At 42.9% G+C, this 15,722-nt stretch carries 12 protein-coding genes and 1 pseudogene; 3 read left to right on the top strand and 10 right to left on the bottom strand.

The genetic code is table 11. The features are described from left to right. Positions 1 to 19: 19 nt before the first annotated feature. Together L5L97_RS01640 and L5L97_RS01635 are read right to left on the bottom strand one after the other, a co-directional pair. Positions 20 to 238, bottom strand: a complete 219-nt coding sequence (locus L5L97_RS01640) for a hypothetical protein (RefSeq protein WP_263180923.1) — start codon at positions 236 to 238, stop codon at positions 20 to 22. A gap of 182 nt (positions 239 to 420) precedes the next feature. Then, entirely contained in the window at positions 421 to 2,094 is a 1,674-nt protein-coding gene (locus tag L5L97_RS01635) for a diguanylate cyclase (protein ID WP_263180922.1), read from the bottom strand. 245 nt (positions 2,095 to 2,339) lie between these two features. On the opposite strand from L5L97_RS01635, the gene L5L97_RS01630 reads away from it, so the two are divergent. Then, complete coding sequence (locus L5L97_RS01630) at positions 2,340 to 3,191, top strand: DMT family transporter (protein ID WP_131525349.1); 852 nt, start codon at positions 2,340 to 2,342, stop codon at positions 3,189 to 3,191. Between the two features lie 63 nt (positions 3,192 to 3,254). Here L5L97_RS01630 and L5L97_RS01625 read toward each other — a convergent pair whose 3' ends face one another. The 3 genes from L5L97_RS01625 to L5L97_RS01615 all read right to left on the bottom strand — a co-directional run bounded on the left by L5L97_RS01625 (position 3,255) and on the right by L5L97_RS01615 (position 5,941). Next, positions 3,255 to 3,794 carry a YfaZ family protein gene (locus L5L97_RS01625; protein WP_263180921.1) on the bottom strand — a complete coding sequence of 180 codons (540 nt, stop codon included), beginning with the start codon at positions 3,792 to 3,794 and terminating at the stop codon, positions 3,255 to 3,257. A gap of 166 nt (positions 3,795 to 3,960) precedes the next feature. Beyond that, on the bottom strand, positions 3,961 to 4,479 hold the full coding sequence (locus L5L97_RS01620; RefSeq protein WP_263180920.1) for a GNAT family N-acetyltransferase: 519 nt from the start codon (positions 4,477 to 4,479) through the stop codon (positions 3,961 to 3,963). Positions 4,480 to 4,570: 91 nt separating this feature from the next. Then, the gene (locus L5L97_RS01615) at positions 4,571 to 5,941 is read right to left on the bottom strand and encodes a magnesium transporter (protein ID WP_028760672.1); all 1,371 of its coding nucleotides are present in this window, start codon (positions 5,939 to 5,941) and stop codon (positions 4,571 to 4,573) included. A 151-nt stretch (positions 5,942 to 6,092) separates the two neighbouring features. On the opposite strand from L5L97_RS01615, the gene L5L97_RS01610 reads away from it, so the two are divergent. Then, positions 6,093 to 6,578 (top strand): glutathione peroxidase, encoded by a 486-nt coding sequence (locus L5L97_RS01610; protein WP_263180919.1) that lies wholly within the window; start codon positions 6,093 to 6,095, stop codon positions 6,576 to 6,578. Between the two features lie 1,018 nt (positions 6,579 to 7,596). Here the strand turns inward: L5L97_RS01610 and L5L97_RS01605 are convergent. The 5 genes and pseudogenes from L5L97_RS01605 to L5L97_RS01585 all read right to left on the bottom strand — a co-directional run bounded on the left by L5L97_RS01605 (position 7,597) and on the right by L5L97_RS01585 (position 14,487). Beyond that, positions 7,597 to 9,451, bottom strand: a pseudogene (locus L5L97_RS01605) (M1 family metallopeptidase). Positions 9,452 to 10,063: 612 nt separating this feature from the next. Beyond that, on the bottom strand, positions 10,064 to 11,035 hold the full coding sequence (locus L5L97_RS01600) for a PstS family phosphate ABC transporter substrate-binding protein (protein ID WP_113941039.1): 972 nt from the start codon (positions 11,033 to 11,035) through the stop codon (positions 10,064 to 10,066). Between the two features lie 228 nt (positions 11,036 to 11,263). Beyond that, entirely contained in the window at positions 11,264 to 12,562 is a 1,299-nt protein-coding gene (phoR, locus tag L5L97_RS01595; RefSeq protein ID WP_105249762.1) for a phosphate regulon sensor histidine kinase PhoR, read from the bottom strand. A gap of 80 nt (positions 12,563 to 12,642) precedes the next feature. Beyond that, positions 12,643 to 13,332, bottom strand: a complete 690-nt coding sequence (gene phoB / locus L5L97_RS01590; protein ID WP_006085167.1) for a phosphate regulon transcriptional regulator PhoB — start codon at positions 13,330 to 13,332, stop codon at positions 12,643 to 12,645. Positions 13,333 to 13,518: 186 nt separating this feature from the next. After that, positions 13,519 to 14,487: a porin gene (locus L5L97_RS01585; RefSeq protein WP_168823290.1), complete on the bottom strand. Its 969-nt coding sequence runs from the start codon at positions 14,485 to 14,487 to the stop codon at positions 13,519 to 13,521. Between the two features lie 291 nt (positions 14,488 to 14,778). Here L5L97_RS01585 and rdgC point away from each other — a divergent pair, with 291 nt between their 5' ends. Continuing rightward, positions 14,779 to 15,693 (top strand): recombination-associated protein RdgC, encoded by a 915-nt coding sequence (rdgC, locus tag L5L97_RS01580; protein ID WP_113941038.1) that lies wholly within the window; start codon positions 14,779 to 14,781, stop codon positions 15,691 to 15,693. Positions 15,694 to 15,722 lie beyond the last annotated feature (29 nt).

Here is a 15,722-nt window from a genome sequence, read left to right as displayed (position 1 = left end):
TCGTAAACTTGGACACTGCTCAGTCCAAGCAAGATGAAGCTAATAAATCTAAGATAAAAACATAAACGGCGCAGATAAATTCTGCACCGTTTATGTTTTCTAATGCTCTAATAATACCAATCATATTAAATATCTGTTCATTCAGCGGGAGTTCAACGCGCTTTAGACAAGGCGAAGGCTTGAAGGCATAGTGGTGCTCTGTCGAAAGCCTTAAACGCAGTATAAAGCGCGTTGCCATGTAGTAAACATCAGCCGCCCTTCGGGAGCCACACAGGTATCCCACTCCCGTGTTGCATTGACTTAAAAGGGAATAACCATTTCTGCGTCAATGCGCCTTGGATTGAAATACCTGTGAGGCTCTGAACTGATTAGCTATTTAATGTGATTGGTATAAAACGATTATTTTAAATTTTTCAATAGCTAGCTTAAATGTAGCCTCACATCGACACCGCGAGTATCTGCATACTCTTGACGACGCTTATCCATACGCGATTGATATAAGTGAGTGTCAGCAGAACGCAACCACTCATGGGGATCTGCGACCTCAGTGTTTAACGACATCCCAAAACTACACTGGCAATCTTTAAAACCATGGCTTGCTAATTCTTCACCTAAGCCACTCAAAGCACTCTGTAATAACTGGATACCAGCAGAAGGCGTCACAATCACAAACTCGTCACCACTAATCCGATAAACCTTCATGTGCGCTAAGTCTGTTGCTTGCAATAACTGCACTATCAACAGCAATAATCTATCGCCTTCTTGATGGCCGAGTGTTTCATTGACACTTTTCAGACTATCGATATTCAATAGTGCTAACGCCATCGGTTGCACGACTTTATCGGCAAATCCTAATTGTGAGTTCATATATTCGTCAAAGGCATAACGATTACCGACTCGCGTTAATCCATCTAAACGAGCCTTTTCCCATGCAATCGCTAACTCTTCAATATGCGCCTTACGTTCCTCAGCAAGTAATTTCAGCTTATTCGCTAACGCTAAGGACAGTAATAACGCATCAGCCGTACCGCCCATCAGAGTCGCAAGCTCTGCATGTTCAATGAAATCAGGAGTGAGCCCCATATTTCCGGGTAAAATAATCACCGCAGGCAACAGCAAGCAGGTAAAAGCAAGAATAAAATAACGTGCAGGAGCAAAGCCTTTCATCAAGCACACATTACCGCAGGTAATCGCTAAAGCAATCCATAGCATGATCAGTACAGAGGCAATAATTGCCGTATAGGACAACAACCAAATACTGGTCGGCAGAGCCACAATACAGGCAAACATTAAATACTGACTAAGACGCCACAGCCGCGGTGAGTAACTAGGCAACTGCAGGAAGTGCTTGTAAAACATGATATTAAAAATGGGCAAACTGATGAAAAACAGATGATGCAACTCAAGGTAATGAAAATTAAATAAGTGTGCGGGCAAATGGAAAGTCAGTGCCCAGCCACCAAAATAAGCAAATACGTAGAGGCCATAGTAGAGAAAGGCTTTATCAAGAATAGAGATATAAATCAAAATATTATATAAGGCGATAAACAATAATCCGCCTAAACACAGCAGCACTGCCATTGCGAGACGGTCAGACATAAGTTGATGATCCGCCACACTTTGCAATGCTATCTCAGGGGGAGAGGAGTAATAACGGCTACTCAGCTTCACCACCAGCCAATAATCCGTGCCCATATTCAAGGTGACCTTACGGCCATAATCGAATAAAAACTGGTATGGAGCACTGTAGCCACTGTGGGCATGTTGTACGCTGCCGTCACTGCCGAGTATCCAATAATCTACGGATTCAATAATCGAATTACTTGCATCCACTACCCAGTTTGATTGACGTTGATTGACCATCACAGGCGTGATCATCCAATAATCGCCACCGGTTAAGCTGACCGAACCAGCTTCGTCGAGTTGCTCCATCCAATGGGGCACGGTTTCAAACCGATCAGGAGGCTGTTGATCCGCTTTAGCATGGAACAAATACGGGGAGTCCAACGCAATTTCAGCGCTTAATACAGAGGGACTTAATGTCCACAAGAAAAGTAAAAAACACCAAAATAGAGTTTGTTTAAGTTTGTTCATCGGCTTATTTAGTTAAAGGGCCATAGATCATTTTTACAGCTATGAAGAAAATGCTAATGCTGTCAATCTTAGTCGATAGTTGGATTTGTAGGTTAACTTTATGGCTACATTTAGTTTTTTACAATCAGTTAGGCTAAATTAGTCGGATATACCATGCCTTATGATGCTATTTTAGTCTCAAAGTCCAAACAGCGGCATGAAATTCAAGATACACCTTAATACTGACTTATTTTTGCTGGGATCCTATGCAGCCTCTATTGATGATTTTAGCCGCACAACTACTGATTGCCAGCGGTAACCTATTGGTTAAGTTGCTTGAAACCAATGTGCCTGTTTTTCAACTGGTGCTCTACAGGCAATTATTTGCCACTCTGCTTGTACTGCCTTTTGTGTGGCACTTACAGGGTAATCTTAAACTGAGTCCTTTTTACAAAGTGCATCTCGCCCGCGCACTATTGATTGGACTGGGCAACGCCATTTTTATGCTTGCTATTCTGCATCTTCCGCTCGCGACAGTAACAGCGGTGATTTATACCTCACCCTTGTTACTGCTAGTACTATCGGCCATTTTTTTAAATGAACGTATTGGTTATCGACGCATGGTCGCAGGTCTTATCGGCTTTAGCGGCATTTTGCTTATCAGCCAACCAACAGAATTTAACCTGTATATAGGTTTAGCCTTTTTCGGTGCCATAACATCAGCATTGAATAGTTTGATTTTAAAGGCCTATTCGACCCATGAACATCCTTTTTCCATGCTCTTTTGGTCTAATGCCTTTGCGATGATATTTCTGATACCTGCGACCTTATACGAAGGCGCCGAATTTAGTTTACCAGTGGCGCAAGTGGGGCTGACTTTGGGACTATTTTACATTGCCATGACCTATCTCATCATCCATGCCTATCGACGTGCCGATGCGAGCCAAATGGCACCAGTAGAATATACAGGATTGATTTTTGCAGCCTTGTTAGGCTGGTGGATACTCGATGAAGAACTCAGCCTAGTGATTTTAATCGGGATTGGATTAGTCATTTTCTCATCCATATTGCCAAGCTACAGTGAGCTAAAGGCGAAATGGAAAAGCCGGCGAAGTTAACCTCGGCCGGCTCTTTAATTCGACATCTCGATCGCAATACAGCTAAATCAATATGCCTTGTGCTTAGAAACGGAATTTACCGCCAATATACACACCATCTTCGAAAGTAAAATTGCGGGCATCATCGTATTCGAAGGCAATCTTGCGGTAACCAACATAAAGTGCCATGTTTGGCGTTATACGGTATTGCACTTTTGAGTCTAATTCATAATGACCATCAACATTGCCAAATGACAATACAGACGGCGCATAGTAAGCCGCGGCGTGCAGTGAAATATTGGGTCCCATTGATAGTGCATAACGACCACCAACAGAAACGGCACTGCCATTGGGTGAATAGTCAGACCAAAGCTGGCTTAACTGAGCACCGACCTCAAAGTGATGCACACCCGCATCATGGGTCATGTGCATTGCACCTTGAGCGATATGGCCGCCTTCATCAGCATAGATATAACCCAAAACCGCGTTAGTATCTTTGTTCAATTGCAGTTCTAACTCAGTTGAAACCACATCGTTGTTCAACCCAAGATTAAATTCTGACGCATTCACTTGCAGCGCTGCGGCACTCAATAATAAGACACTTGCTACTCTGAACTTAGTCATAAAAAAACACCTCAATAATGACTGTGGGTAATAGCCGCGGATCATACCGAATAAATAAAGAAAATCAGCCTATTTGCGTATAAAGAGGAATTATTTGCGAGGAATATACAAATGTAAAACAAGATGAAAACACATTAAGATCTAAGTCTTTTCACTTAAAACACAATTAGACCACTGGGGTACGATCGCCAACTAAAGACTGCATTATCGCTTCAGCATCGACACTAGCGCTTAAAGCTAAGTAATACCAACCCACAGTATTTCCTGTGCCACGGATACTCAAATAATTACGCCAAAACTGAAAACCTGCCTTCAATAAATTAGCTTGACTCGACGTGTTCTCGGCGCGAATTGTGGCGTATAAAATCAATATCCCTAAAGCCTTAGCCACTTCGATACGTTTTTGCGTTAAACCTTGAGCTATGCCTTGACGCCGATAATAGGGCGATACCACCAGATAACCCAATTCACCGACAGTGCCTTTATCAACAGTGCCTTTACCGGCTTTTATCGCGGCGCAACCGACAATCTCACCCTCGATAGTTTTCGCTAAGATCACCGCACGAGAATGGAAAAAGACCTGATGATCCAACGGATGAGCATTATCATCACGTCCATCAATTAATTGTGCCGCCAGCGCTAATTCTTCCGGCTTTTCACCTATAACAAACTGAATGTTATTCATATCCAGATTAAACCGTTAATGTTCCCAACATACGGTGAATGCACACCAAATTGCCGTGCATTCATCTTCCAAACTCACCCAAGAGCCCACGCTACAGATATAACAACGTCGCCATACCTAAGAAAGTAAAGAAACCCACCACATCGGTCACAGTCGTTAAGATCACTGAACCCGATAACGCCGCATCTTGATTAAACTTCTGTAACACCATAGGCACTATCACCCCAGCAATAGCGGCAACGGCCATATTAATCAATATCGCACAGCCGATCACTATACCTATCGTCGCTTCACCGAACCACCAGCCAGAGACTAAACCTATCACTATCGCCCACAAAAATCCGTTAACTATGCCAATGCCGAGTTCGTTTTTCATTAGCGAAAACAAGTTACCCGCCGAAATCTGTCCCATGGCCATGCCACGGATCATTAGCGTTAGAGACTGGCTCCCCGCGATACCGCCCATAGAAGCGACAATCGGCATCAACACAGCTAATGCAACCACTTGCGATAGGACATTTTCAAATAAACCAATAGTCGCTGAGGCAAGGAAAGCCGTCAGTAAATTGATCCCAAGCCATACAGCACGGCGTTGAGCACCTTTCATAATCGGGGCGAACAAGTCGTCGGATTCATCCATACCCGCTGTTGCCATCAACTGCGCCTCATAATGCTCACGCACTAATGCCGTTGCGGTTCGTAGCGTCACGCGGCCGATTAACTCTCCGGACTCATCAATCACAGGCAATTCAATTTCGCGGCTGTGCTCTATCGCTTCAGCCGCTTCTAAAAGACTCGTATCGGCGGATAACGCACGGCAGTCCTCAGACAAAAGTGAAATCAATAATTCATCGGGATTATGTTTAAAAATATCATAACGACGAACAGTACCTTGATACTTATCCAGATCATCAACGATAAACAAATTGTCGTTACAATCGAGCTCTATACGACGAAAGAAGCGCTGCGCTTGAGCAACTGTCGCCTTATCACTGAGCACCAACATTTGATGATCGGTATAACGGCCGATTTCATTCTCAGAGTATTGATCATAAAGTTCGAATCGTTGTCGCTGACGCTCCCCCATCTGAGCCAAGGCACGATCGGTAAAACTTTCAGGAAGATAATCACTCCACTCAATTAAATCTTCTGGGCTTAATTGCGCAAATAACAGATCCACTTCATTGTCAGGCATCCGCTTCAGGATCCCCATGCGCGGATCGGCACGCATTAAGCTCAACACTGTCACTCGGTCAGCAAATTCAACTTGCTGCCAACGCTCGTAACGCTCATCCAAGGGCAAGGATTCAAGCGCTAAGGCTATGGTTCCAGGTTCTGAGTCATTCAGAATTTCACTAAACACTTCAGCCTGTTCTTCGCCTTCAACTTCAGTGAGTTGTTGAACGACTTGCCCCACATCAGCTTGCATGTTTGTTTCGTATTCTGCGTCATTTTCTATCACACAGATGCCCTTTTCTTTAGCCACAAAATTGCTGTAACTATATTGATAATTAAGTAAATTAGCAAACCCACAAAATAAATTGCGCGCAATTATATTGCTGAAAATTGTTTTAAGGTTTATGCTGTTTGGCTAAGATCCTACGGAGGTGAACATGACTACGAATATATACAGCCAATCAGCAACAGACATTCAAGGCAACGCGGTAAGCTTAGAGCAGTATCGGGGCAAAGTACTCTTAATCGTCAACACCGCCAGTGAATGTGGATTTACACCGCAATACAAAGGATTAGAAACGCTATATCAAAAATACAAAGATCAAGGATTAGTGATTTTGGGCTTTCCTTGCAATCAATTTGGCGCCCAAGAAAAAGCCGATGAACAAGGCATTCAAGCCTTTTGTGAATTGAATTTTGGCGTGACGTTTCCGCTATTTTCTAAAATAGAAGTGAATGGCGAACATACCCATCCACTTTATCAATACCTTAAGAAAGCCGCTCCCGGCGTATTAGGCACTCAAGGTATCAAATGGAATTTCACTAAATTTTTAGTTAATCGCCAAGGCGAAGCAATCGAAAGATTTGCATCAACGACCAAACCCGAAGCATTAGAAAGTAAAATTGCTGCTTTGCTAAAATAATTTAATCACTATCTATTTGAAATCTTGCAGTTTATAAAAATTTAGATTTATTTTAAATTTTTTATGGAACTTTAACCGTACAAGGCCCCTCAAATGTATTGAACAGTGAATGTCTTTTTCATGTTCATCATCTCCCTGGGGCTTCTAGCGCAGTCCCCTTGACCTAGGAATAGGTCATTAGGCAACCATTAGGTTGCCTTTTTTTATCCCTTTATTTTATATGTAAAATAAATGTAACAACTAAGTGTGGGCACTCAATATCTCTCAAAAACTTTTTTTGTCTTTTTTCTGATATCGGTGAACTTAATTAAAAATGGCGACTCTGAGTATAGGTAAGGATTAACGGATAAGATTAAATGCACCTTGAGAATGAAATATGTGAAGTCGCAGTTTCATGCACTCAAATGACACAGTTTCTGTTTTATCGCATTGAGTCGAATTGGTTGGTCGTTCATCATCATCTCCCTTTTGGGACACAATAGAAAACACGCTAGCGCACTGAATTCTATTTGTATCCCGCACTGATTTCCTTGTGGCAACCTTAGGTTGCCATTTTTTTTGCTCAAATTTCAACAAGCGCTAACGCTAGCTCATAGATTAATAAATCTGGCACGCATTTAATTTTTTATCCCCATGATTTTAATGTAAAACAAATGTAACACTTAAGTGCGAGTACTCAGTATTCCCCAGAAAAATGTCCCAGAAAATCTTTTTGAAACTTTTTGAGATTTTTTTCTGATATCAGTGAACTTAATTAAAAATGGCGACTCTGAGTATAGGTAAGGATTAACGGATAAGATTAAATGCACCTTGAGAATGAAATATGTGAAGTCGCAGTTTCATGCACTCAAATGACACAGTTTCTGTTTTATCGCATTGAGTCGAATTGGTTGGTCGTTCATCATCATCTCCCTTTTGGGACACAATAGAAAACACGCTAGCGCATTGAATTCTATTTGTATCCCACACTGATTTCTTTGTGGCAACCCATAGGTTGCCATTTTTTTTACCTAAATTTCTATAAGCTGAGTGATTTGTCCAATTGAACTTGAATCGAAGGATGATAGCCTGCACGCGCCTTTGTATAGATGTCTTTTAATTCAGAGTGATATCCCGCAATTTGTAACTCAGCATAGAGTGGCCGTACAAATTTACCGCGTCCAATACGCACTAAATAGGCACTTAATGCCGGCAACACAGGATCATAATGATTACGAATCGCGACTCGAAACCAATCACAGGCAATTTCTGCATTAGTCGATTGGGTTAATTGGAAGGTCTCATCCAGATCCATCAATTGAACTTGACTAACGACTTCAGGTAATTGGGTCAGAAAATATTGCCAATGGTGCACTCGCCAATCTTTAACGCTTAATCGGCCCGCTGCTGTTCCCTGTAAAAAACACGCCAGCGCATCATCGACTTTATCTAAACTCATGGATGTTGGTCCGCAATAGCCCTTAGGTAAGCCTTCACCATAAATCCACGTTAATAGTTCAGCTTCAGTGATTTTATCTGCATGTAATTGCAGTAAAGTTTGTTTTGCGTACTCGACAAACACTTCGGTGGTAATGGCTTTAAACGCAAAATGATTCACATAAGTGAGTAAAAATTTATCAAATTCTACTCGCCCTAGCCTGCGCTCTAAATCATGGACAAACATCGAAGCCTTATCATAAGTAAAACGATTAAAGGCAAGATTAGGATCGTCCTGCTGCACATTAGCGGGTAAAGTTTGCTTACCCTTAGGCAAAGACGCTATTTCTTCTTTTAAGCGACCAAACTCTATTACCCATTCTAATTCTGCCTGTTCTTTTCCGTAGACAGCCTCGACAATACGGTTAGTAAAATAGGTCGTGAAACCTTCGTTTAACCAGAGATCACGCCAAGTCGCATTACTGACCAAATTGCCCGTCCAAGAATGTGCTAACTCATGGGCAACGGTTGACACTAAGCTTTTATCGCCGGCGATGAGTGTGGGCGTTAAAAAGGCTAAACGCCGAGTTTTCCATTCCACCGAATGGGAAACTCGGCGGCAAGATAATCATGTCATAGCGGCCCCATACGTAAGGACCTAACAATGACTCAGCAACATCGAGCATATTTTCAGTATCTTCAAACTCTTTTGCGGCGGCCACTAACATGCTCGGCTCGGTATACACGCCGCATCTTGGACCTATCGCTTGAAAGGCAATATCACCCACAGCCAACGCCATTAAATGGGTCGGAATAGGCTGTTCCATCTCAAAGTGAAACACACCATTAAGTGGCGTATCGGGATGATTCATCGCGCTCATAACGGCGCGCATGCCTTTGGGCACTTGCACCTTAGCATCAAAAGTGATCCGCGCCTTAGGCGTATCTTGTAATGGGATCCAACTGCGGGCATTGATCGGTTGCGATTGACTAAAGAGGTAAGGTAACTGTTTACCCGCGGTTTGCTCAGGCGCTAGCCACTGTAATCCTTGGGCGGACGGCGAGGTTTGATAGTGAATACAAACCTGCTTGCATGGAGATTCTGGTAACGTGATACACAATTTTTGCCCGAGTATGGGGTCAGCTTCATTAAGCACAAAGTCGAGCGGTGCTTCATCCATTTCTGTTAATGCATTCACCCCCTCTGTAGCATTAAAGCAAGTCACAGCAAGTATGGTTAGATCTCGACTATCAAGCCAAAGCTCTGTTACATCACACTCAAGAAAATCCAAGGACAGCGTCGCTTTAGCGAAAAGACGCTGCGCGTCAAAATCCACCATGACATCCAAAGAGACATGGGTCACTTGCACTTGTTCGGTATTCGCAAAAGAATGGTAATCTCGGGCTAAATCCCAAGGGGCTACATCAGCTAATGTACTCTTAGTTGCTTGCAACACTGTCGCCTCGATATTCAAGTTTTGAGCGGTATGTTCTAAATAGTGAGTTATGAGTTACCTTGCTGTGGTGACGGGCTTGATAACTTATCACTAATCATTGGGAGGTATTATCGACTGCAAATTTACTCAGAGGCAAATCGTAACTGAACTCTAGAGCTCCTTAGGAACAAGTTTTTTGTAACAGTTCATCTTTAGGTGTAGGTACCGAGTTTGCAATAAGCTATCTCTAGCTTGCTGGATTTATCGGTAGTCACAGTAGAAGCAGCTAAAATTGAGACGTGCAAACTTGGCAAAAATCGAGTCAGCCTCTTTTTATAAAAACAAAATGCAAAATTATTTAAAATATTTCGCACTTTCCCTGAACTAATTTGATGATGCTGAGTCAGATATTATGAACCGAATCTTTGTAATGAGTTTCTTCGTTCATCATCATTCTCCTTTAGATGGTTTCTAGCGCGACCGTCCCAAGATTCCGAATTGGAATTTACAGCAACCTACTTAGGTTGCTTTTTTATGTCTTTAATTTGGTCTAAACCTGACATCATCACACATTTAAAACCACAAAAACAAAAAGGACCTCCTGAGAGGTCCTTGATTAACAAGCCGTTTGGCTTACAAGCGAATACCTACTTGCTCTAAATCTTTAGCAACTACGCTATTAGGCACAGGTACATAACCGTCTTTTTCTACCACTTGCTGACCTTGCTTAGACAACACATAACGCAGGAATTCTTTTTCCATTGGTGCTAAGTCTTTGTTTGGTTGCTTGTTCACGTAAACGTATAAGTAACGTGATAGTGGGTAAGTACCATTAGCCGCGTTTTCAGCTGTAGCTTCGATAAACTCATTGCCTTTCTTAGCGATGGCAACAGCTTTAACACCTGCAGTTTTGTAACCGATACCTGAGTAGCCAATCGCATTCAGAGATTGAGAAACAGATTGCACAACAGAAGCTGAACCAGGTTGCTCGTTTACGTTAGCTTTAAAGTCACCTTTACAAAGCGCGTGCTCTTTAAAGTAACCGTAAGTGCCCGATACTGAGTTGCGACCGTAAAGTTGAACGTCTTTGGCAGACCAGTTACCGTCTAAGCCTAAATCGCCCCAACGTTGGATGTCACTGCTACCACATTTGTGAGTTGAAGAAAAAATGCCATCAACTTGCTCAACGCTTAAGCCTTTGATTGGGTTATCTTTGTGCACGAATACGGCTAAAGCATCGATAGCTACACGAATCGCAGTTGGTTTATAACCAAAATGCTTTTCGAACGCTTCAACTTCATTAGGCTTCATCTTACGGCTCATAGGACCGAACTGTGAAGTGCCTTCAGTCAACGCTGGTGGCGCAGTAGAAGAACCCGCCGCTTGGATCTGAATGTTGACGTTAGGGTACATTTGTTTAAATTCTTCTGCCCAAAGTGTCATCATGTTGGCTAAGGTATCTGATCCTACAGATGATAAGTTGCCAGATACACCGCTCGCTTTTTCATAAGTAGGCAGAGATGGATCAATCGATGCCATCGCAGTGGCAGAGAATACACCAGCGGCTGTTAGAGTAATCGCGCCGACAAGCTTTTTCAGTTTCATTATGTGCTCCAGTAGTAAGCTAACTAATTTGTAACTTAAGTTTCTTCAGACGCAGCCAGTATCAATCGCTACAATGACAATTCTATGTCCGTGATATGACACTTAAATGACAATGCACTATTTATCGCTTTTTTCTGTCATTTATTAAAGACTCAATAAATCTAGAAATAAAAACAGGCCCTAATGGCCTGTTTTTATTATTTATTGTAAATATTTCACTCACACATACTATTTCTTACGTTCGATAAGATGCAAAGGGATAATAAAGCTAAAAGTACTGCCTTTACCGACTTCACTGCTGATTTTAAGCTTACTGTGATGGTGGTTAAGCGCATGTTTTACTATCGCTAAACCTAAACCACTACCACCGGTTTGCCTTGAGCGCGCACTGTCTACCCGATAAAAGCGTTCCGTTAATCGACCAATATGCTGAGCCGCAATACCTTCACCCGTATCCGTTACGCTAAAGATGGCACCCGTAGCCACACTGCACCACTGCACTGTAATTTTCCCGCCAGGTTCTGTGTAACGAATCGCATTAGAAATCAAGTTAGAACAGGCACTTCTCAGCTGCAATTCATTGCCGTGAGAATCAAGTCCAGGCTCACAATAGAAACTCAACTCATACTTATCTTGTGCCAGCGCCTTAGCTTCCTCCTTGAGCACCTCCATCAACTGCGTCATATTCACAGTGTTTTCGAGGTTAATATCAGCCGCATCTTCAATTCGCGATAACATCAATAGCTGTTCGACCATAGATTGCATTCGTCGTGTCTGCTGCTGCATCAATGCTAACGGCTTGACGTTCATCGAATCAGGCTCAGCCATGCTTTGCATCATTTCGAGGTAACCCTGTAGCACAGTGAGCGGCGTTTTTAATTCATGCGACACATTCGCGACAAACTCTTTTCGCATTCCCTCAAGCTGACGTATACGAGTGATATCCCGCGCAATTAACAGTAACTGCCTGTCACCGTAAGCCATGATACGGATTTCAAGCAAACGCCTATCCGATACCGGCGAAGGTAACTCCAGCGGCTCTTTGTATTGTGCGGATTTAATGTAAGCAGAAAAATCAGGATGACGAATTAAATTATCGATTCGTTGACCATTATCCTGTGGCCACACAAAACCGAGAATGAGTTGCGCTAACTTGTTACACCATAAAATATTATGCTCTGAATCAAGCACGACAGCGGCATCGGGTAACGCCTCAGCACCTTGACGAAATCGTGCCAGCAGTGCGGCCAGTTGACCGACTCGTCGACGATTCTTCCCTTGAAGGCGATAAATACCGTTAAATACACCTTCCCAGCTCCCACTGCCCTGCGGCGGCGTGAGTTTCCTATCCCGCCATAACCAAAAGTTAAGCCGTGATAATTGTCGGTAATGCCAGCAAACTAACCCTAGCGTGCCGATAAAGAGTATCCAGAGAAGTTTCCCTACCAATAAACCTATTAGCGCGCAAAGCAGTAGATATAAACCTAAGCGCGTAAACAACCGATACCCTGAATAAGAGTCAGACATAAATAAACCCAAACATCAGGCTAAATAAGAGGAGCACAAGATAGCGTAAAAGCTAACTTGTGCCTAACAGTTATTCAGCACTAAATGCGTGTAGAGAAACGATAACCAGCGCCACGAACCGTTTGGATCAAGCGGTCATGACCAGACTCTTCAACGGCTTTACGAAGGCGTCTGATATGCACGTCAACGGTTCTGTCTTCAACATACACATTGGTGCCCCACACATTATCGAGTAGCTGTTCACGGCTGTAAACACGCTCAGGATGGGTCATGAAAAAGTGTAATAAACGAAATTCGGTTGGGCCCATATCTAATACAGTTTCACCCACACTCACCCTGTGACTCACAGGATCGAGCATTAAGCCCTGTACATCAATGGTTTCTTCTAAACGAGTCGGTGCACTGCGACGCAATACGGCTTTAATACGTGCGACCAGCTCTTTAGGGGAAAAAGGTTTAGTGATGTAATCATCGGCGCCAACTTCGAGGCCTTTGACTTTATCTTCCTCTTCACCGCGGGCGGTTAACATAATGATCGGAATTTGGCGCGTAAACTCATCTTGCTTTAAGCGTTTCGCCAATTGAATACCACTTCCGCCAGGAAACATCCAATCCAATAAAATCAGATCGGGGTAAGGCTCCTTTAGCAGCGCAATGGCCGAATCAAAATCTTCCGCCGCAGAGGTGGTAAACCCATGCTGTTCCATTACAAAAGTCAGCATCTCGCGGATGGCCAACTCGTCTTCTACTATCAATATCCTTGCAGTCATAAGTGATTTTCTGTCAGTGAATGTCAACACGGCTATTATTAGTCATTTTTATTACAGATTTATGAATAAGCACGCCGCTTGAGCCATATAGTAGTAATATTTGTCATAATAAGTTTATATAACTGTTTGTTTATAGCAATAAAAAAGGAGGCTATATGCCTCCTTAATTGAGTTTTAATGCTAGATTTAGAATTTGTGTTCTAAGCCAACACCAATGTATTTGTCATCATCTGTAGACGCTTCTAACGAACGGTTCGTGTAGAAAGCGAATAGTTTAGTTGGCTTACCTAAGCTGTAGTCTGCACCTACCGACCATGAATCACCAAGTTCTTCCATATCTTGGAACTGAGCTTTTAAAGTAACAGCATCGATATCATAGGCAGCGCTTAATAGATAGCCGTTAGCACTTTCTGCAGTGACTTCAACTGGCATCGACGTTGCAGAATCAAATTTATAGGTTTGCTCTTGTTGCTGGTACATACCACCCAGTTTAATACCGGCTAACTTAGCTTGTAAGCTGGCACGAACAATCTCATATCCAGACACATCTGAGTCATAAGCAAGAGATGCATAAACGGGTGTTTTCTTCAGTTTCGCATCACCATACATGGCCGCTAAGCTAAAGCCATCTTGAGCAAATTGACCTTTTACATCATTTCCTTCGGCAACATAGGTAACACCAAATACAAAATCACCAAAGGAAGGCGTAAGGTAAGTCGCCGTTTGAGCAGCGCGAACTTCACCCTTGAACAGCTTACCTAAGTCACCTGAAAGGTCGTTAAACTGATCAACATCACCTTGAGAAATTTTCAACAAGGTATCATTACGACCCACAGAGAACGAACCAAATGCGCCTTTCAAACCAACAAATTGGTTACGTGCAGTAAAGTTATCGCTTGATGCTGCACCTGTATCAACTTGATATTCCACTGTGTAGAAAGCTTCCAGCGAGCTAGACAGCGCAAAATCACCCTTCACACCAAAACGAGAAGCATTACTTTGAATAGTTGTTGTAGCATCACCTTTCTCATCATTTGATTGAGCAGTGACATTCAACTTACCATAAACAGTCAGTGGCTCAGCGGCATTAGCTGAAGCCAGAGTTGCAGAAGCTAGCGCAGAAGCAAGTAGAGTTTTACAAAAAACGTTCATCATTTAATCCTTTCGACGTTATGTTCGTCTTGGTTATTGGTTTGGAACGACCGAAAGTTTGCAATGAATGTGTTTCAATTTTATTTCAATTGTGACCATTAACGTTGGCGTGCAAAAAAGCTGACGCGAAGCCAGGCATAAAACCCAGTAAAAATGCGGGCTGCAGCTAAGCTAATTATTATGTTACAGTTTAATGAATTCTGATCCTCAGTTAAAAATCAGCTATTGAACACAGGTTTACCCCGCCCAAACTATGCCGTAAACTGCCACTTTAATTTTCAATGGGCGCCTCTTATGTGGTTTAAAAATCTTACTCTTTATCGTTTCAATAAACCTTTTGCCGTCGAAACCGAAGCGCTAGAAACTGCGTTGGCCGATTTCACTTTTTCCCCCTGCTCAAGCCAAGATGTCAGTAAATTTGGTTTCTCAAATGCGTTAGGCAAAAAAGGCAGTTCTTTGGTCCATAGCGCTGACAATCGCCATCTGATCTGCGTGACTAAAGAAGAGAAAATTCTGCCAGGCCAAGTCATCAAAGAAGCCTTAGAAGAAAAAGTGGCTCTCATTGAAGATGAAGAAAATCGTAAACTGGCGAAAAAAGAAAAAGATGCGCTAAAAGATGAAATCATCACTAGCCTGCTGCCACGCGCTTTCTCGCGCCGAAGCCAAACCCACGCCTTGATTTTGCCTGAGCTAGAAATGATCCTCGTTGATAGTTCAAGTGCCACTAAGGCCGAAGAATTATTAGCGTTATTACGTAAAGCTCTCGGCAGTTTACCTGTGATCCCACTGAGCTTTAAAGCGCCAGTCGAATCCAATTTAACTGAATGGTTAAAACTTGGCAGCGCGCCATTACCCTTTGAAATGCAAGACGAAGCCGAGCTAAAATCTGAAGCTGATGAAGGCGGAATTGTGCGCTTTAAGCAGCAGGATTTGAAAGAAGACGAAGTGTTAGCTCACTTAGCAACAGGTAAGCAAGTACACAAGTTAGCGCTGCATTTCGGCCAATCGATTGCACTATTATTGCAATCAGATGCCAGCGTGAAGCGCCTTAAATTCTCTGAAGAGTTTAGAGCAGGGAACGATGAAGTCGGCACTGACGATCCTATGGCCCGTTTAGATGCAGACTTTGCCCTAATGGGCAGCGAGTTAGTCGCCTTGATGCATGCACTCGTGGCCGCCCTTGGTGGACTCGAAGACGCACAAGTTTAAGCAAAACTCGTTAAGCAGACGAGAGCTAC

The organism is Shewanella sp. SM71, from assembly GCF_025653905.1.
In the GTDB taxonomy this organism is placed as follows: Bacteria; Pseudomonadota; Gammaproteobacteria; order Enterobacterales; family Shewanellaceae; genus Shewanella; species Shewanella oncorhynchi.
Note: the sequence above shows the minus strand (reverse complement) of the source record. Positions and strands in the feature narration are given on the sequence as shown.